This is a genomic window from Streptomyces sp. SYP-A7185, from assembly GCF_046103685.1.
GTDB lineage: Bacteria > Actinomycetota > Actinomycetes > Streptomycetales > Streptomycetaceae > Streptomyces.
Map to the genome: position 1 here is coordinate 2,952,433 of NZ_CP122310.1, position 17,851 is coordinate 2,970,283.

Annotated in this window: 15 protein-coding genes and 1 pseudogene; 6 read left to right on the forward strand and 10 right to left on the reverse strand. The window is 70.9% G+C overall.

Translation table 11 applies throughout. The features are described 5' to 3' along the window. Positions 1 to 2: 2 nt before the first annotated feature. Genes hisH through hisD form a run of 5 tightly spaced genes read right to left on the reverse strand, consistent with a single transcriptional unit; the run spans position 3 to position 3,857 of the window. Positions 3 to 647 carry an imidazole glycerol phosphate synthase subunit HisH gene (hisH, locus tag QBL25_RS12990; protein WP_409057195.1) on the reverse strand — a complete coding sequence of 215 codons (645 nt, stop codon included), beginning with the start codon at positions 645 to 647 and terminating at the stop codon, positions 3 to 5. A 13-nt stretch (positions 648 to 660) separates the two neighbouring features. Continuing rightward, positions 661 to 825: a hypothetical protein gene (locus QBL25_RS12995; RefSeq protein WP_409057196.1), complete on the reverse strand. Its 165-nt coding sequence runs from the start codon at positions 823 to 825 to the stop codon at positions 661 to 663. A 4-nt stretch (positions 826 to 829) separates the two neighbouring features. Continuing rightward, positions 830 to 1,423: an imidazoleglycerol-phosphate dehydratase HisB gene (gene hisB / locus QBL25_RS13000; protein WP_409057197.1), complete on the reverse strand. Its 594-nt coding sequence runs from the start codon at positions 1,421 to 1,423 to the stop codon at positions 830 to 832. Then, the gene (locus tag QBL25_RS13005) at positions 1,420 to 2,535 is read right to left on the reverse strand and encodes a histidinol-phosphate transaminase (RefSeq protein WP_409057198.1); all 1,116 of its coding nucleotides are present in this window, start codon (positions 2,533 to 2,535) and stop codon (positions 1,420 to 1,422) included. The genes hisB and QBL25_RS13005 overlap by 4 nt, the downstream gene beginning before the upstream one ends. Beyond that, on the reverse strand, positions 2,532 to 3,857 hold the full coding sequence (gene hisD, locus QBL25_RS13010; RefSeq protein WP_409057199.1) for a histidinol dehydrogenase: 1,326 nt from the start codon (positions 3,855 to 3,857) through the stop codon (positions 2,532 to 2,534). Before hisD ends, QBL25_RS13005 begins: the two co-directional genes overlap by 4 nt. Positions 3,858 to 4,106: 249 nt before the next feature. Here hisD and QBL25_RS13015 point away from each other — a divergent pair, with 249 nt between their 5' ends. The 4 genes from QBL25_RS13015 (at position 4,107) to ybaK (ending at position 8,034) form a co-directional block, all read left to right on the forward strand. Then, positions 4,107 to 5,621, forward strand: a complete 1,515-nt coding sequence (locus QBL25_RS13015; protein WP_409062629.1) for an oxidoreductase — start codon at positions 4,107 to 4,109, stop codon at positions 5,619 to 5,621. Positions 5,622 to 5,753: 132 nt separating this feature from the next. Next, a complete protein-coding gene (locus tag QBL25_RS13020) occupies positions 5,754 to 6,761 on the forward strand; it encodes a hypothetical protein (RefSeq protein ID WP_409057200.1) in 1,008 nt (335 codons plus the stop codon). An 11-nt stretch (positions 6,762 to 6,772) separates the two neighbouring features. Next, positions 6,773 to 7,513 (forward strand): LON peptidase substrate-binding domain-containing protein, encoded by a 741-nt coding sequence (locus QBL25_RS13025; protein WP_409057201.1) that lies wholly within the window; start codon positions 6,773 to 6,775, stop codon positions 7,511 to 7,513. Positions 7,514 to 7,530: 17 nt separating this feature from the next. Further along, positions 7,531 to 8,034 carry a Cys-tRNA(Pro) deacylase gene (gene ybaK, locus QBL25_RS13030; protein WP_409057202.1) on the forward strand — a complete coding sequence of 168 codons (504 nt, stop codon included), beginning with the start codon at positions 7,531 to 7,533 and terminating at the stop codon, positions 8,032 to 8,034. 193 nt (positions 8,035 to 8,227) lie between these two features. Here the strand turns inward: ybaK and QBL25_RS13035 are convergent, their stop codons facing one another. The 4 genes and pseudogenes from QBL25_RS13035 to QBL25_RS13050 all read right to left on the reverse strand — a co-directional run bounded on the left by QBL25_RS13035 (position 8,228) and on the right by QBL25_RS13050 (position 12,235). Next, positions 8,228 to 8,899 (reverse strand): DUF2567 domain-containing protein, encoded by a 672-nt coding sequence (locus QBL25_RS13035; protein ID WP_409057203.1) that lies wholly within the window; start codon positions 8,897 to 8,899, stop codon positions 8,228 to 8,230. 56 nt (positions 8,900 to 8,955) lie between these two features. After that, positions 8,956 to 9,774, reverse strand: coding sequence for an ABC transporter permease (locus tag QBL25_RS13040; RefSeq protein WP_409057204.1), 819 nt, complete (start codon positions 9,772 to 9,774; stop codon positions 8,956 to 8,958). 55 nt (positions 9,775 to 9,829) lie between these two features. Beyond that, a pseudogene (locus QBL25_RS13045) lies at positions 9,830 to 10,705 on the reverse strand (ABC transporter ATP-binding protein); the annotation flags it as partial. A 270-nt stretch (positions 10,706 to 10,975) separates the two neighbouring features. Further along, a complete protein-coding gene (locus tag QBL25_RS13050; RefSeq protein ID WP_409057205.1) occupies positions 10,976 to 12,235 on the reverse strand; it encodes an NYN domain-containing protein in 1,260 nt (419 codons plus the stop codon). A 235-nt stretch (positions 12,236 to 12,470) separates the two neighbouring features. Here QBL25_RS13050 and QBL25_RS13055 point away from each other — a divergent pair, with 235 nt between their 5' ends. Beyond that, positions 12,471 to 12,656 carry a hypothetical protein gene (locus QBL25_RS13055; RefSeq protein WP_409057206.1) on the forward strand — a complete coding sequence of 62 codons (186 nt, stop codon included), beginning with the start codon at positions 12,471 to 12,473 and terminating at the stop codon, positions 12,654 to 12,656. Positions 12,657 to 12,733: 77 nt separating this feature from the next. Here QBL25_RS13055 and dnaE read toward each other — a convergent pair whose 3' ends face one another. Beyond that, a complete protein-coding gene (gene dnaE / locus QBL25_RS13060) occupies positions 12,734 to 16,270 on the reverse strand; it encodes a DNA polymerase III subunit alpha (RefSeq protein ID WP_409057207.1) in 3,537 nt (1,178 codons plus the stop codon). Between the two features lie 189 nt (positions 16,271 to 16,459). Between dnaE and QBL25_RS13065 the strand changes: the two genes are divergently transcribed. Further along, on the forward strand, positions 16,460 to 17,788 hold the full coding sequence (locus QBL25_RS13065) for a DUF2252 domain-containing protein (protein ID WP_409057208.1): 1,329 nt from the start codon (positions 16,460 to 16,462) through the stop codon (positions 17,786 to 17,788). Positions 17,789 to 17,851: the final 63 nt, after the last annotated feature.

Here is a 17,851-nt window from a genome sequence, read left to right on the forward strand (position 1 = left end):
TCCTAGAGGGTTCCGATCCAGTTGGTGAGGAGCTGGGCACCGGCGTCGCCGGACTTCTCGGGGTGGAACTGGGTGGCCCACAGCGCGCCGTTCTCGACGGCGGCCACGAAGGGCTCGCCGTGCGTGGTCCAGGCGACCTTGGGCGCGCGGAAGGCGGGGTTGCCGGCCTCGAAGTCCCAGTGGTGCACGGCGTACGAGTGCACGAAGTAGTAGCGGGCTTCGGCGTCCAGGCCCGCGAACAGCTGCGAGCCCTCGGGGGCCTCGACGGTGTTCCAGCCCATGTGCGGGACGATCTCGGCCTTCAGCGGCTCGACGGTGCCGGGCCACTCGTCGAGGCCCTCGGCCTCCACGTCGTGCTCGATGCCGCGCGCGAAGAGGATCTGCATGCCGACGCAGATGCCCAGCACGGGACGGCCGCCCGCGAGCCTGCGGCCCACGATCCAGTCGCCGCGCGCCTCCTTGAGCCCCTGCATGCAGGCGGCGAAGGCGCCCACGCCGGGGACGAGGAGGCCGTCGGCGGCCATGGCCGTGTCGTAGTCACGGGTGATCTCGACGTCCGCGCCCGCGCGCGCGAGGGCGCGCTCGGCGGAACGGACGTTCCCGAAGCCGTAGTCGAAGACGACGACCTTCTTCTGGGGAGTGCTCATGTCGCGTCGCCCCTCAGTTCCAGTAGTCGAGCCGCAGGATCCCCGCCGTCAGACACATGACCGCGGCGATGGAGAGCAGCACGATCAGGCCCTTGGGCATCCCCTGCTTGACGAAGGAGATGATGCCGCCGATCAGGAAGAGACCGACGACGATGAGGATGGTGTTCAGACCGGTCATGGCTTTACAGCGCGCCCTTCGTGGAGGGAAGGATCCCGGCGGCGCGCGGGTCACGCTCGGAGGCGTAACGCAGCGCGCGGGCCAGGGCCTTGAACTGGCACTCCACGATGTGGTGGGCGTTGCGGCCGTAGGGCACGTGCACGTGCAGGGCGATCTGGGCCTGCGCGACGAAGGACTCCAGGATGTGCCGGGTCATCGTCGTGTCGTACGTGCCGATCATCGGCGCCATGGTCTCGGGCTCGGTGTGCACGAGGTACGGGCGGCCGCTCAGGTCGACGGTCACCTGGGCGAGCGACTCGTCGAGGGGGACCGTGCAGTTGCCGAAGCGGTAGATGCCGACCTTGTCGCCGAGCGCCTGCTTGAAGGCGGCGCCCAGGGCGAGGGCGGTGTCCTCGATGGTGTGGTGGGTGTCGATGTGCAGGTCGCCCTCGGTCTTGACCGTGAGGTCGAAGAGGCCGTGGCGGCCGAGCTGGTCGAGCATGTGGTCGTAGAAACCGACGCCCGTCGACACCTCGACCTTGCCGGTGCCGTCGAGATCGATCTCGACGAGGACCGACGTCTCCTTCGTGGTCCGTTCGACCCGTCCAAGGCGGCTCATGCCTGCTGCTCCTTCTTCAGTTCGCGTACCGCATCGAGGAACGCGTCGTTCTCTTCGGGGGTTCCCGCGGTGACCCGCAGCCAGCCCGGTACTCCGTTGTCCCGGACCAGGACGCCCCGGTCGAGGATCCGCCGCCACATCGCGTGGGCGGCCCCTTCGCCGTCGAACCGTCCGAACTGGACGAAGTTGGCGTCGGAGTCGGTCACTTCGTAGCCGATCGCACGCAGCTCGCCGACCAGCCGGTCGCGCTCCTGCTTGAGCTGCTCGACGTACTTCAGGAGCGTGTCGGTGTGCTCCAGGGCGGCCAGCGCCGTGGCCTGGGTGACGGCCGACAGGTGGTAGGGCAGGCGCACGAGCTGTACGGCGTCCACGACCGCCGGGTCGGCGGCGAGGTAGCCCAGGCGCAGCCCGGCCGCTCCGAAGGCCTTCGACATCGTGCGCGAGATGACCAGGTTCGGCCGCCCCGCGAGGAGCGGGAGCAGCGAGTCGCCGTGGCTGAACTCGACGTAGGCCTCGTCGACCACGACCATCGACGGCCCCGCGGCCTGCGCGGCCTCGTGGAGCGCGAGGACGGTCTCGCCGCTGACTGCGTTGCCCGTGGGGTTGTTGGGCGTGGTGATGAAGACGACGTCGGGCCGGTTCTCGGCGATGGCCTTCGTGGCCGCGTCGACGTCGATGGTGAAGTCGTCGCCGCGGGGGCCCGAGATCCAGCCGGTGCCGGTGCCGCGGGCGATGAGTCCGTGCATCGAGTACGAGGGCTCGAAGCCGAGGGCGGTGCGGCCGGGCCCGCCGAAGGTCTGGAGGAGCTGCTGGATGACTTCGTTCGAGCCGTTGGCCGCCCAGACGTTGCCGAGGGTGACCTCGTGGCCGCCGGTGCCCGTGAGGTAGCGCGCGAGCTCGGTGCGCAGCTCGACCGCGTCGCGGTCGGGGTAGCGGTTGAGGTCGCGGGCCGCCTCGCGGACGCGCTCGGCGATGCGCTCGACGAGCGGTTCGGGCAGCGGGTAGGGGTTCTCGTTCGTGTTCAGGCGGACGGGGACGTCGAGCTGGGGCGCGCCGTAAGGGGACTTGCCGCGCAGTTCGTCGCGTACGGGGAGGTCGTCGATGGTGGTCACTTGCTCTGGGGCACCTTCCATCCGAAGCGGGCCTTGACGGCCGCGCCGTGGGCGGGCAGGTCCTCGGCCTCGGCGAGCGTCACCACGTGGCGGGCGACGTCGGCGAGCGCGTCACGGGTGTAGTCGACGATGTGGATGCCGCGCAGGAACGACTGGACCGACAGGCCCGAGGAGTGGCAGGCGCAGCCGCCGGTCGGCAGCACGTGGTTGGAGCCCGCGCAGTAGTCGCCGAGGGAGACGGGCGCCCAGGGGCCGACGAAGATCGCGCCGGCGTTCTTGACGCGCTCCGCCACGGCGGCGGCGTCGGCGGTCTGGATCTCCAGGTGCTCGGCGCCGTACGCGTCGACGACGCGCAGGCCCTCGTCCAGGCCGTCGACCAGGACGATCGCGGACTGGCGGCCGCTCAGGGCGGGGACGATCCGGTCCTCGACGTGCTTGGTCGCCGCGATCTGCGGTTCGAGCTCCTTGGCGACGGCGTCGGCCAGGGCCACGGAGTCGGTGACCAGGACGGCGGCCGCGAGCGGGTCGTGCTCGGCCTGGCTGATCAGGTCGGACGCGACGTGCACCGCGTCGGCGGTGTCGTCTGCGAGGACCGCGATCTCGGTGGGCCCGGCCTCGGTGTCGATGCCGATGCGCCCGGTGAAGTAGCGCTTGGCGGCCGCGACCCAGATGTTGCCGGGCCCGGTGACCATGTTGGCCGGGGCGCAGGTCTCGGTGCCGTACGCGAACATCGCGACGGCCTGGGCGCCGCCCACGGCGTACACCTCGTCGATGCCGAGGAGGGCGCAGGCGGCGAGGATCGTGGGGTGCGGAAGGCCGCCGAACTCCTTCTGCGGCGGTGACGCGAGCGCCATCGACGCGACGCCGGCCTCCTGGGCCGGGACCGCGTTCATGATCACGGAGGAGGGGTAGACCGAGAGGCCGCCGGGGGCGTAGAGCCCGACGCGCTCGACCGGGACCCACTTCTCGGTGACCGAGCCGCCGGGCACGACCTGGGTGGTGTGCGGGGCGCGGCGCTGCTCGCGGTGGACGATGCGGGCGCGCCTGATCGACTCCTCCAGGGCCTCGCGCACGACCGGGTCGAGGCCGGCCAGGGCCTCGGCGAGGGCGGCTGCGGGGACACGGACCTGCGTCAGGCGTACTCCGTCGAACTTCTCCGCGTATGCGATCAGCGCCGCGTCGCCACGATGATGCACGTCCTCGCAGATGGGCCGCACCTTGTCCAGGGCGGCCGCGACGTCGAAGTCGGCACGGGGCAGCAGGGCGCGCAGGGCGGGACCCTCGGGGAGGGCGTCGCCGCGCAGATCGATTCGGGAGATCACACGGCCAATTCTCTCAGACCCTGATTCCCGGCCGAACGCCGTATCACTGGCTGATATGGATCCCGGAAGACCACGTTCACCACTAGCGTTCAGCCCGTCACGGAGCGGGCATGAAACAGGTGTACGAGACCAGGCGCATCGCGGCACGGGAAACGCAGTACGGATCGCAGTACGGGGAGGACAACAGCAGTGGTCGACGACACCGGCATCGGTGACCCGCCGGACGGACTGACCGCCGCCGAGATCGGCATGTGGCAGGCCTTCCGCAACGGCAGCGTCTACGACCTCAGGTCGGGGGACGCGATGGCGGACGATCCGCACGGCGGCCATCCCTGGGGTCCGGAGCGCAGCGTGCGCGCCCGCATCGTGTGCTGGCTGCTCCTGGAGGGGCCGCCGGCGCTCTCGGGCCGGGTCTCGTCCCTGAAGCTCTCGGGCCTCCAGATCACCGACGTGCTCGATCTGGCGGGCGGCGAGATCCTGCCCTACGCCGAGCTGAAGCACTGCCGCTTCGAGAAGGAAGTGCTCCTGCCGGAGGCCAAGTTCACCACCCTGCGGCTCGTCAACTGCTCGATCCCGCGCGTGGAGGCCGCCCGCGTGCACACGGAGGGCGACCTGCACCTGCCGCGCTGCCGCATCCACAACGGCATGCGCCTCACGGACGCCCAGATCGGCACCGACCTGCTGATCAACCAGGCCGTGATCTACCGCGACCGGCGCGGCAACTCGATCATGGGCGACGGGCTCTCGGTCGGGCAGGACCTCCAGGCCGAGATGATGGAGTCGCACGGCCAGCTGAGCCTGCGCGGCGCGAAGATCGGCGTCTCCTTCAGCCTGCGCGGCAGCAAGCTCGCCAATCCGTACGGCCCCCGGGCGCTCAACGCCCCGCAGATGACCGTGGAGCGCACGCTGTACATGACGCCGTCCGCGCTCGGCGATCCCCCGATGACCAGCGGCATGACGCCCCCGCGCGGCACCCGCGTCCAGCGCTTCGAGTGCCAGGGCGGCATACGGCTCGACGACGGGCGCTTCGGCGACGCCGTCGACCTGGGCCAGGCGCGCTTCACCCTGGAGAACGACCAGGAGGTGTCGCTGCGCCGCGTCCAGACCCCGGAGCTGCGCTTCCTCGGCGAGGCCCCGCAGCGCGGCAAGGTCATCCTGTCCGGCGCCAAGGTCGTCACGCTCATCGACAAGTCGACCAGCTGGCCCGGGCCCGGCGGCCTCCAGATGGGCGGCTTCAGCTACGAGACCCTCGTCCCGCAGGGCAGCTTCCCGCTCGCCCGGCGGCTGGCCTGGGTGGCGGCCGCGACCGCCGAGTACAACCCCGAGCCGTACGAGAAGCTGGCCACCGTCCTGCGCAACGGCGGCGAGGACGCGGACGCCCGCGAGGTCCTGCTGGCCAAGCAGCGCCGGCGCCGCGAGACCCTGCCGCTCGCGGCGAAGCTCTGGGGCTTCGCCCAGGACTGGACGGTGGCGTACGGCTACCGCCCGGGCCGCGCCGCCCTGTGGATGGCGGTGCTCTGGGCGGTGAGCGCGGTGGCCTTCACGCACTCCGACCACCCGGCGATCAAACCGGGCGAGCACCCGAACTGGAACCCCGCGCTCTTCTCGCTCGACCTGCTGCTGCCGGTCATCAACCTCGGCCAGGACAGCTACTGGCAGCTGCGCGGCGGCTGGCAGTGGTTCGCGGCGATCCTGATCCTGCTCGGCTGGGTCCTGGCGACGACGGTCGCGGCGGGGGCGACGCGGCTGCTGCGGAGGAACTGACCGAGGGGTCCATGGAGAGCAGATATTTTACTCTTCCTTGACCATATGTCAGGCAACCGGACGATCGATGCGAAAGCTTCACCGCCCGCCCTCTGGCTCCTGCCCCGACCTGCGGATTTCAATGACCGCACGATGGCATTTCTGCGCGCCCTGATCCGTACCACCCGCATGGTCAGGAACACTCCGCTCCTCTCCGCCGGGCTGACCCCCGACGACGAGGTGCTCCTCGACGCACCCGACGACCGTCTCGGCCCCGCGCTCGTCGCCGCGGGCCGGGGCGACTACGACCCCGCCGCCAAGCTGCTCGCCATGACCCGCGAGGACAACGAGTGGGAGAACCGCGACCGCTACACGACACGTCTGGCCGCCTTCGCCCGCTCCCGCTCGGAGTGGTTCGACGACTGGCAGGCCGCCGCGCCGCACGACCCGGACGCGCTGCTCGTCAAGGCCGAGCTCGCGGTCGTCCGCGGCTGGGAGTCGCCCGCCCGCGCCGAACTCCTGCGCGACACGGCGCCCCTGATCACCGCGGCGGCCGAGGCGGACCCGCGCGACCCCGTGCCGTGGCGGATCGCCCTGGACCACGCACGCGGCACCCACGCCCCGCAGTCGGTCTTCGACGCGCTCAGGGCCGAGGCCGTGCACCGCTCCTCGCACCACTACGGCTGCCACGCCTCGGCCTTGCAGTACCTTTCGGCCTCCTGGTACGGCTCGCACCGCCAGTGCTTCGACTTCGCCGAGCACGCCGCACGGGACGCCCTGCCCGGCTCGCTGATCCAGGCGCTGCCCGCGCGGGCCGCCTTCGCCTACCTCACCAGCGCGTCGGGCAGCGTGCCGCGCGAGCGCCTGGACGCCGCCGCCGACCTCGGGATCGCCCTCTCCCGGGAGTACGGGGCCGGGGACCCCTGGCCCGCGGAGGTCCGCAACGTCCTCGCGTTCGTCCTCGTACGCCTGGAGCGCTGGAGCGACGCCCTCGAACAGCTGCGCCTCATCGGGCCGTACGCGACCTCGTTCCCCTGGGACCGGATGTCCGACGATCCGCTCGGCCAGTTCCTGGAACTGCGCGACGGCATCCGCATCGAGGTGGCCGCCGAGACCCCGCTGCGCACCGGCGGCGGCCGTCCCGGCTCCGGCGACCATTAGGCTTCAGGCTCGTGACCACCGTCCGGCTTCCGCTCTTCCCGCTCAACTCGGTTCTGTTCCCGGGGCTCGTGCTCCCGCTGAACGTGTTCGAGGAGCGTTATCGCGCCATGATGCGCGATCTGCTCAAGACGCCCGACGAGGAGCAGCGCCTCTTCGCGGTCGTCGCCATCCGCGACGGCCTGGAGGTCGCCCCGAGCGCCCCCGGCCTGCCGGACCCCACCGCGCAGCCCGAGCAGGGGCCGACCGCCGGCTTCGGCGACGACCCGCTGACGGCCTTCCACGCGGTGGGCTGCATCGCGGACGCGGCGACGATCAGGGAGCGCGCCGACGGCGGCTTCGAGGTCCTCGCCACCGGCACCTCACGGGTGCGGCTGACGTCCGTGGACACGTCGGGCGCCTTCCTGACCGCCGAGGTCGAGGAGCTGCCCGAGGAACCGGGCGAGGAGGCGGGCGCGCTGGCCGAGGGCGTCCTGCGGGCGTTCCGCTCCTACCAGAAGCGGCTGGCCGGGGCGCGCGAGCGCTCCCTGTCCACGGGCGCCGACCTGCCGGACGACCCCTCCGTGGTGTCGTACCTGGTCGCGGCCGCCGCGGTCCTGGACACCCCCACGAAGCAGCGGCTCCTGGAGGCGCCGGACACGGCGTCGCGCCTGCACGAGGAGCTGAAACTCCTGCGCGCCGAGACCGCGATCATCCGTAATCTGCCGTCGTTGCCCGCGACGGACCTCACGCGCGGCACCACGAGTCTCAACTGACGTAAGGCGCGAGCGCTGTGGCGAAGAAGCAGAAGAAGCAGTCGGGCACGGGCGGCACCCCGGCGACGGTGGCCCTCACCGCGGCCGGCGCCGACTTCACGGTCCACGCGTACGAACACGACCCCGCCCATCCCTCGTACGGCGAGGAGGCGGCCCAGGCCATGGGCGTCTCGCCCGACCGGGTCTTCAAGACCCTGGTGGCCGAGGTCGACGGCGAGCTGACGGTGGCCGTGGTCCCGGTGGCGGGCACCCTGAACCTCAAGGCCCTGGCCACGGCGGTGTCCGGCAAGCGCGCGGTGATGGCGGACCCCGCGGCCGCCGAACGCACCACGGGATACGTACGGGGCGGCATCTCGCCGCTCGGCCAGCGCAAGAAGCTCCGCACGGTCCTGGACGACTCGGCCTCGTCGCACGCCACGATCTGCGTGTCGGCGGGCCGCAGGGGCCTGGAGGTGGAGCTGGCGCCCGGCGACCTGGCGCGGCTCACGGCCGCGGTGCTGGCCCCGATCGGGCGTGAATAGACCCTCGACGGGGGGCGCGGGCTCGACTAGGTACACCCCCATGTCGAAGAAGACGCGCAAGAGGAAGTGGCGGGTGCGCAAGGGCAAGGCGAACCACGGCCGGCGCCCCGCCTGAGGTCTCACGCCCCCGGGGAGCCCTCAGGGAGCCCCCGGGGAGTCCTCAGGGAGCCCCCCGGGGAGCCCTCGGGCGGCCTCACGCCCCGGCGGGACCCGATCCGCCCTCTGCCCGCCCGGGGTCCCCGTAGGGCAGGGGGTAGGGCTCGGGGTCCCGGGGCCCGAAGAGGCCGGTGAGGCCCAGGTGCACGAGCAGCGCGGCCACGGGCCAGGCCAGCAGCGCGCCCTTGGCCTTGAGCTCCATGGGGGCGTCGAAGGCGACGCCCTTGCCCACCGACTTCGCGTGCGCGACGACATCCGTCTCGGGCCCGAGGAAGATCCCCAGGCGCCAGGCGAGCACGGCCCCCAGCAGACTCCCGGCCGTCAGCCCGACGACCAGCGGGATGCCGCCCCGCCTGCGCAGCAGGAACACGACGACGCCGGTCACCGCGCCGAACGCGAGCGCGAGCAGGGTGAACGTTCCGTCGACCCCGACCGCCTGCTCCCCCTCGGTGTCCTTGAGGTACACCGCGTCGTTGTCCGCGATCAACGGCACGCGCGGCGCGAGCCACAGCCACAGCAGCCCGAGCAGGACACCGCAGACGGCCACCGCGACCGCGATCACGGCGGCCTGCCGCACTTCGGTCTTCATGCCGGGACCGTCCTCCTCGTGCGCCCGCGCGGGAACGGCGCCGTACGGCTGAGCGGCTTGCTGCCAGGGGTCGTGCGGCTGGTCGTGGGGCGGCTGGGAGGGCGTCAGCGGTGCAGTCACCCACACATGGTGCCAGTACTACCTGAGGACCGCTTCACCGCAGGGCGAGGACCGCGTCAGCGCACGGCCGCCCGGCGGTAGGCCCAGGTGGCGATCGCCAGGGAGGCGACGCCGACCCCCGCGCACACCGCGAGGTCGAGGACGACGGCCGCCCAGTCCGGATGCGGCCCGAAGGTGCGGGCGAACGCCTCGACGCCGTACGTGGAGGGCAGCAGGTCGCGGGCGTACTGGAGGACCTGCGGCATCCGCTCGGCCGGGAGCACGCCGAGGAGCAGCGCCGCCGACATGCCCAGCTGGCCCAGCAGCGTGGCCAGTTCGGGCCGGGGCGCGAGCAGCCCGAGGGCGGCGCCGAGCCCGGCGAGCGCGGCACCGGCCAGCGGGATCACCGCGGCGAGCACCCACAGATTGGCCATCGGGAGCCCGAAGAGGCCGCAGCCGACGACCGCGGTGACCAGGGTGCCGGGCACGGTGAAGGAGGCATAGGCCGCCGCGGCGCCCAGGACCACCGAGGCGGGCGGCACGGGCAGGGTGGCGTAGTGGTCGAGGCCGCCGTCGGCCCGCAGCTGGCCGAAGTACTGCGCGAGCAGGTTGAGGGCGACGAACGCGACGACGAGCACGGAGGAGCCGGCGACGACGGCGCGCGCCTCGCCGCCCCCGTCGACAACGCCCCGCATCAGGATCATGATCCCGACGGACTGGAAGGTGGCCACGAAGAGCAGCGGGATGCGCGCGACGCGCGCCCGGGACAGCTGGGCCCGGTAGACGGCCGCGAGCGCGGGGAACAGCCGCGCACGGGCGCCCAGGGGCTCGGCGGCCTCGGCCTGCCACGCACGGTCGTCGGTCCGTACCGCGGTTTCCAGAGGAACGGCACTCACCGGACGACCTTCCTGTTGCTGATGTTCCGTGCTGCGGGGCGGGCGGAAAACAGGTTCACGCCTTCACCAGCCCCTCGCCGTTCCCGCCGAGGGCGAGGTACACGTCCTCCAGGCTGGGTGTGGCCAGGGTGAAGTCGTCCAGGGCGGAGAAGGCGGCCCCGCCGGTGACCGCCGCGACGGCGGCCCGCGCCTCGTCGGGGGCGAGCCGCAGGGACCACTTGCGGCCGGACTCCATAGCGGAGGAGCGCAGCGCGGCGACCTCGGGGACGTCGAGCGGGGCCCGCTCCCGCCACACGAGCTCGACCCGCACCTCGCCCGCGACCTGTTCCTTCAGGCCCTGCGGGCTGTCGCAGGCGATGACCTTGCCGTGGTCGAGCACGGCGACGCGGTCCAGGACCGTCTCGGCCTCGATGACGTTGTGGGTGACGAGCAGCACCGTCGTGCCGTGCTCGGCCCGGCGCCGGTCGACCGCGCCCCACACCGCGCGCCGCGCGATGGGGTCCATGCCGGTCGTCGGCTCGTCCAGGACGAGCAGCGGCCGCTCCCCCACCAGGGCGGTGGCGAAGCAGGCGAGCCTGCGCTGGCCGCCGGAGAGCTTCTTCAGCGGCCGGGAGGCGAGCGGGGTGAGCGCGAGTTCTTCGAGGACGTCGTCCCGCTCGGCGCGCGCGGCGCGCACGTCGAGGCCGCGCAGCCGCGCGGTCGTCTCGACGGCGAGCGAGACGGTCAGCTCGTCGAGCGCGGTGGACTCCTGCCCCAGGTAGGCCAGGATCCGGGCGGCCCGCTCGGGGTGGCGCAGGATGTCGTGGCCGAGGATCTCGACGCTTCCGCCGTCGGGCCGCATCAGGCCGGTCAGCTGGCGTACGAGGGTGGACTTCCCGGCGCCGTTGGGCCCCAGGAGGCCGAAGATCTCGCCGCGTCTGACCTCGAGGCTGATGCCGTCGGTGGCGCGCACCTCGGGTGTCGCGGGCGTGCCGCGCCTGCCACGGGCGGCGGGATACGTCTTGACGAGGTCGCGCACCGCGCAGACGGCATCACTGCCGTGACCCTGTCGGAGCCCTTGTCGGACTGCCTGTGCCGAGCGCGTACTCACGAAGGACGAGGGTACGGGGTCCCGCGCCCGGTACGACGCCCGGGGCGCCCAGTACGCCCCGTATCAGTCATCTGCGGACGTGTTCCGTCACTCGTTCGCGTGCCTGTTCGGTCACTCGCCGGAGCGGTCGCCCGCCGGGGCGTGCTCCACCGCCGTGTGGACGTCGATCTCGCGCCAGAAGCCCGCCCGGATCGCGTACCGGTCGTGTTCGTCGATCTGGTCGTCCTTGTGGGCGAGGAGGCCGAAGCGCGCGGCGTACCGCAGGAGCTCGCCGTCGACGCGGTGCGGGATACGCGGGTACATCGTCGAGAGCTTCTGGAGGTTGTGCTGTTCGGGCAGGCGGGCCATCCAGCGGCGCGCGAAGACCTGCCCGACCTCGAAGGGGTCACCGCCGACGGTGGTGATGTCCTCCTCGCGGTCGGCCCAGCGCTGCTCGGCGGTCGTCAGCTGGGCCAGCGTGGGCAGGGCGGCGGCCTCGGGGCTCTCGGCGGCGCCGCCGGGGCGCTCGACCCAGCCCTTGTCGGACGACCAGCGCAGCGTGGCGTTCGCGGGGTGCTGTGCGGGCTGGGTGCCGGGGCCGCGCAGGGCGGCGAGGTCCTTGGGGGTGGGCACGCCCTTGCCGGGCGGGATGTGGTGGGCGCCGCCGCCGTCGCCGTTGCTCCCGGCCTCGGCGTGCTGGCCGTGCTGGGCGTGCTGGGCCGCCGCGGCCTCGTCCGCGGCCCGCTGGGCGCCGGCGGCGAGGGCGGACTCCGGCAGGGGCGCGGAGAGGATCGCGGCGATCTCGGGGCGCGGGATCGGCGAGGGCGCGCAGACGCCGGTGAGCTCCTTGGGGCGGACGGCCTTGGTGATCCAGACCCGGTCGAGCACGCGGCGCTCGTCGGCCTCGGCCACGAGGTCCTCGGACTGGTTGTAGTCCCCGTCGGCGGCCTGGACTGCCCAGAGGTGGACGGCGACGCCGTGCTCCTTGGCGGCCATCATGCCGGGCAGCAGGTCCCCGTCGCCGGTGACGAGCACGATGTCCGAGCAGGCGCGGTTGCGGGCCAGCTCCGTCAGCTCGGCGTGCATGGCGGCGTCGACGCCCTTCTGGGCCCAGCGGCCGTCGCTGCGGGTCAGGGCGCCGAGCCGGACCGTCACGCGCGGCATGACCCGCAGCCTGCGGTGCTCGGGCTGCGGCACGCGGTCGGGGGCTCCGTCGAACCAGTAGATCCGCAGCAGGGGGCGCTCGGTGTCGGATTCGGCGCGCTCACGGATGCCCTGGATCAGGGCGGTGTGATCGACGGTGATCCGGGACCGCGACGGCTCGCCCGCGAGGAGACTCGCGGCCGCACCCAGCAGATACCCGGCGTCCACCAGGACGATGCAGCGGTCCACGCGATCCACCCTCTTTCCCTGGAGATTCCCTGGAAGCAATGGTTCGGGTTTCCTTCGAGTCTGCCCGACCCGGCGGAGGTTAACGGCCGGAACTCGATCTTCGGCGTGGCGTATCTCGGCTCCGCTCGCCGACAGCGCTTATTACGCACGGTAATTCTCTGAAATGCGCGGTGTGTCGCCATATGTGAATCTGGTCGCGTCTGGCCCCCAGATCCCCCTCAGGAGGAAGATCACCATGGCCAAGAACAAGAACCGCAGGCAGGGCGACGACCAGAACCGCGCTTCGGCGGCGGAGCAGGCCCAGGAGCAGGCCAAGTCGTCCGCGGAGCAGGCCGAGTCGAGGATGAAGGACGCGGTGCAGTCGCAGGGCAGCCCGGCAGAGGTCGCGCGCAAGCATCAGCGTCGCTTCGGCCACAACTGACGCCGACCCAGGCGTATATGCGTGAAGGGGCGCACCCGGATTTCCGGGGGCGCCCCTTCCCTGGGTGAGGGCGTGTCCTAGCCGGCCAGGCAGGACGGGCCGAGCAGGACCTTCAGGTCACCGAAAAGGGCGGGATCCGGCTGTACGCGGTGGCGGTCGAGCCGCAGCAGCGTCGTCTTCTGGGACCCCTGGAGCTTGATCCGCACCTCGCTGTTGCCGCGGTGGTGGCTGAGGATCTCGCCGAGCCGGCTGACCATCGGCGGGGTCACCTTCACCGTCGGGATGGTGATCAGGACGGGGGCGTTGGTGCCCGCGTTCGACAGGTCGGGGACCTGGAGCTCCATCGCGACCAGGCGCGGCACGTCCTCGCGCTTGTCGAGGCGGCCCTTGACGAACACGACGGCGTCCTCGACGAGTTGGGTCGACACGAGCTGGTAGGTCGCCGGGAAGAACATGCACTCGATGGAGCCCGCGAGGTCCTCGACGGTCGCGATCGCCCAGGCGTTGCCCTGCTTGGTCATCTTGCGCTGGAGGCCGGAGATGATGCCGCCGATGGTGACGATCGAGCCGTCCGAGTAGTCACCGCCGGTGAGCTGTCCGATGCCCGCGTCGGCCTTGTCGGACAGGACGTGCTCCAGCCCGAACAGCGGGTGGTCGGAGACGTACAGACCGAGCATCTCCCGCTCCTGGGCGAGCAGATACGTCTTCTCCCACTCGTCGGTGGAGAACTCCACGTCGAGTCCGAAGCCAGGCTCGTCGCCGGCCTCGTCGCCCCCGCCGAAGAGGTCGAACTGGCCTTCCGCCTCCTTGCGCTTGACCTGGACCACGTTGTCGATCATGGGTTCGTACTGCGCGGTCAGGCCCTTGCGGGTGTGCCCCATGGTGTCGAAGGCGCCCGCCTTGATCAGCGACTCCGTGGTCCGCTTGTTGCAGGCGGCGGCCTCGACCTTGTCGAGGTAGTCGGGGAAGGAGGCGAACTTCCCCTTCGCCTTGCGCGAGCGGACGATCGACTCGACCACGTTCGTGCCGACGTTCCGGACGGCCTCCAGGCCGAAGAGGATCACGTCGTCGCCCTGGGCGGCGAAGTTGTGCACGGACTCGTTCACGTTCGGCGGCAGGACCTTGATGCCCATGCGCCGGCACTCGTTCAGGTAGATGGCCGACTTGTCCTTGTCGTCCTTCACCGAGGTGAGCAGCGCCGCCATGTACTCGGCGGGGTAGTTCGCCTTGAGGTAGGCGGTCCAGTACGTGACGAGGCCGTACGCGGAGGAATGGGCCTTGTTGAAGGCGTATCCGGCGAAGGGGACCAGGACGTCCCACAGGGCCTGGATCGCGGCGTCCGAGTAGCCGTTCTTCTTCGCGCCCTCCTGGAAGAGGACGAAGTTCTTCGCCAGCTCGTCGGGCTTCTTCTTGCCCATCACGCGGCGGAGGATGTCGGCTTCGCCCAGGGAGTAGCCGGCGATGATCTGGGCGGCCTTCTGCACCTGCTCCTGGTACACGATGAGGCCGTAGGTCAGGCCGAGCGTCTCCTTCAGGGGCTCTTCGAGCTCCGGGTGGATCGGCGTGATCTCCTGGCGGCCGTTCTTGCGCTCCGCGTAGTTGATGTGCGAGTTCATGCCCATCGGGCCCGGGCGGTAGAGGGCCGAGACGGCGGAAATGTCCTCGAAGTTGTCGGGCTGCATCTGGCGCAGCAGCGAGCGCATCGGGCCGCCGTCGAACTGGAAGACGCCGAGCGTGTCGCCGCGGCAGAGCAGTTCGAAGGTCTTGGGGTCGTCGAGCGGGAGCGAGAGCATCTCCAGGTCGATGCCCTTGTCGTTGCGCACCATCTTGACGGCGTCGTCCATGATGGTGAGGTTGCGCAGGCCCAGGAAGTCCATCTTGAGCAGGCCGAGCGACTCGCACTGGGGGTAGTCCCACTGCGTGATCGTCACGCCGTCGGTGTGCCGCACCCAGATCGGCGCGTGGTCGACGATCGGCTCGCTGGACATGATGACGCCGGCCGCGTGCACGCCCATCTGCCGGACCAGGCCCTCCACGCCCTTGGCGGTGTCGATGACCTTCTTCACGTCCGGTTCGTTCTCGTACATCCCCCGGATCTCGCCCGCCTCGCTGTAGCGCGGGTGCTTGGGGTCGGTGATGCCGGAGAGGTCGATGCCCTTGCCGAGGACGTCGGCGGGCATCGCCTTGGTGAGGCGGTCGCCCATCGCGTACGGATATCCGAGCACGCGCGCGGAGTCCTTGATGGCGTTCTTCGCCTTGATCTTGCCGTACGTGCCGATCATGGCGACCTTGTCGGCGCCGTACTTCTCGGTCACGTACCGGATCACCTCGACGCGCCTGCGCTCGTCGAAGTCGATGTCGACGTCGGGCATGGAGACGCGCTCGGGGTTGAGGAACCGCTCGAAGATCAGGCCGTGCGTGATGGGGTCGAGGTCGGTGATGCCCATGGCGTACGCGACGATCGAGCCGGCCGCGGAGCCGCGCCCCGGGCCCACCGCGATGCCGTTGTTCTTGGCCCACATGATGAAGTCGGCGACCACGAGGAAGTACCCGGGGAACCCCATCTGGATGATGATGTCCATCTCGTACTCGGCCTGCTTCTGCCGGTCGTCCGGGACACCTCCGGGATAGCGCCGGGCCATGCCGGCGCGGACCTCCTCCTGGAACCAGGTGACCTCGGTGAAGCCGTCCGGGATCTCGAACTTCGGCATCAGGTCGCGCTTCTCGAACATCCCGGTGGTGTCGATCTGCTCGGCGACCAGGAGGGTGTTGCGGCAGCCTTCCTGCCAGGCGTCCGAGGAGTCGATGGCGTACATCTCGTCCGTGGACTTGAGGTAGTAGCCGGTGCCGTCGAAGCGGAAGCGGTCGGGGTCCGAGAGGTTCTTGCCGGTCTGGATGCAGAGCAGGGCGTCGTGCGCGGTGGACTCGTGGGCGTACGTGTAGTGCGAGTCGTTCGTGACCAGGGGCGGGATCCCCAGCTCCTTGCCGATCTTCAGGAGGTCGTCACGGACGCGGCGCTCGATCTCGATGCCGTGGTCCATCAGCTCCAGGAAGTACCGGTCCTTGCCGAAGATGTCCTGGTACTCGGCGGCGGCCTTGCGGGCCTCCTCGTACTGCCCCAGGCGCAGGCGGGTCTGGAGCTCTCCCGAGGGGCAGCCGGTGGAGGCGATCAGGCCCTCCGACCACTGGGAGATCGTCTCCTTGTCCATGCGCGGCCACTTCTGCAACCAGCCCTCGGCGTACGCGTCCGAGGACAGCCGGAAGAGGTTGTGCAGGCCGGTGCTGTTCGACGCCCAGATCGTCTTGTGGGTGTAACCACCCGAACCGGAGACGTCGTCGCGCTTCTGGTGCGGCTGGCCCCACTTGATCTTCCGCTTGTTGCGGCGGGACTCCGGCGCCACGTACGCCTCGATGCCGATGATCGGGGTCACGCCGGCCTTCTGCGCCGAGTGGAAGAAGTCGTACGCCCCGTGGAGGTTGCCGTGGTCGGACATGGCGACGTGCGTCATGCCCATCTCATTACAGGCGTCGAACATGTCCTTGAGCCGCGCGGCACCGTCCAGCAGCGAGTACTGGGTGTGGACGTGGAGGTGCGTAAAGGGCGGCTTGGTCACGGCGGGAGGCCTCCGGAGAACATCGGCGACGGACTGCGGGCAGTCTGGGGGGACAGCGTGGAAGTCTAATCCGGAGCACTGACAACCGGCGGGCACTCGGGGGTACCGTCGTGCGTTGGACAGGTCGGAACGCCTGTCCCGAATGTCATGCACGACCTGGCACCACCCGTTATCTGGAGGCACCCCGCGATGTCGGAACCGCAGCCCACCGCTGAACAGCGCGGCGAGCAGATCCTCTCCGTCTTCGACACCGCGTTCGGCGAGCTGCTCGCAGCGGACCCCGCCGCGTTCCGGGTGAAGTTCCGGAAGATGGCCGCATCGGCCTTCGCGTTCTACCGCGGCACGGCCTGTCTCTTCTACGGGGACCTGGAGCGCGAGCAGCACGGCGGTCCGTATCTGGACGAGCGCACGGGCCGGGTGTGGATCCACGGCGACCTGCACGCGGAGAACTTCGGCACGTACATGGACGCCCAGGGCCGCCTGATCTTCAACGTGAACGACTTCGACGAGGCGTACGTCGGCCCCTTCACCTGGGACCTGAAGCGCTTCGCGGCCTCCGTGGCCCTGATCGGGTACACCAAGGCGCTCAGCGACGAGCAGATCACCGAGCTGGTCCGGGTCTACGCCGCCGCGTACCGCGAGCGGATCCACGACCTGGCGACCGGCGCCAAGAGCGACGAGGTGCCGCCCTTCACCCTGGACACCGCCCAGGGCCCGCTCCTGGACGCCCTGCGCGACGCCCGCTCGCTGACCCGCTTCGGCCTCCTGGACTCCATGACGGAGATCCGCGACTTCGAGCGCCGCTTCGCCCCGGGCGGCGGCTCCATCGAGCTCGACGCGGCCACGCGGTACAAGGTGCTGGCCGCCTTCGACGGCTATCTGGAGACGCTGCCCGAGTCCTCGCTCACCCGCCCCGACTCGTACCGCGTGAAGGACGTCGTCGGCCGCCGCGGCATCGGCATCGGCTCCGCGGGCCTGCCCTCGTACAACATCCTCCTCGAGGGCAACAGCGACGCCCTGGAGAACGACGTCGTGATCTACCTCAAGCAGGCGCAGACCCCGGCCGTCTCGCGGCACATCACCGACGGCGCGGCCCGTGACTACTTCCGGCACGAGGGCCACCGCACGGTCATCTCGCAGCGCGCGCTCCAGGCGCACGCCGACCCGTGGCTGGGCTGGACCGAGCTGGACGGCGCGGGACAGCTGGTCGCCGAGGTCTCTCCGTACGCCGTGGACCTGGACTGGTCGGACATCGACGACCTGGACGAGATCGCCGCGGTCATCGCCGACCTGGGCCGCGCCACCGCCACGATGCACTCCGCCGCGGACGACGAGAGCGGCCACTCGGACCTGGTGCCGTTCTCCACGGAGCGCGCGATCGACGCCGCCATCGCGGCGGACGAAGAGGGCTTCGGGGACCTGCTGGTGGACTTCGCGCACGAGTACGGCGCTCGGGCCCGCAAGGACCACCAGATCTTCGTCGACCTGTTCCGCAACGGCCGGATTCCGGGCCTGTAGGCACGAGGGCGGCGCCGTGCGGCTCACAGCCACCCTTTAGGGCTGCCTTATGGCAGCGCATGG

Excerpts from the sequence above, each read along its gene's own strand:
- hisH (WP_409057195.1), bottom strand. The coding sequence starts at position 647 with ATGAGCACTCCCCAGAAGAAGGTCGTCGTCTTCGACTACGGCTTCGGG.
- QBL25_RS12995 (WP_409057196.1), bottom strand. The coding sequence starts at position 825 with ATGACCGGTCTGAACACCATCCTCATCGTCGTCGGTCTCTTCCTGATC.
- hisB (WP_409057197.1), bottom strand. The coding sequence starts at position 1,423 with ATGAGCCGCCTTGGACGGGTCGAACGGACCACGAAGGAGACGTCGGTC.
- QBL25_RS13015 (WP_409062629.1), top strand. The coding sequence starts at position 4,107 with ATGTGGCAGGCCTTCCGCAACGGCAGCGTCTACGACCTCAGGTCGGGG.
- QBL25_RS13020 (WP_409057200.1), top strand. The coding sequence starts at position 5,754 with ATGGCATTTCTGCGCGCCCTGATCCGTACCACCCGCATGGTCAGGAAC.
- QBL25_RS13055 (WP_409057206.1), top strand. The coding sequence starts at position 12,471 with ATGGCCAAGAACAAGAACCGCAGGCAGGGCGACGACCAGAACCGCGCT.
- QBL25_RS13065 (WP_409057208.1), top strand. The coding sequence starts at position 16,460 with ATGTCGGAACCGCAGCCCACCGCTGAACAGCGCGGCGAGCAGATCCTC.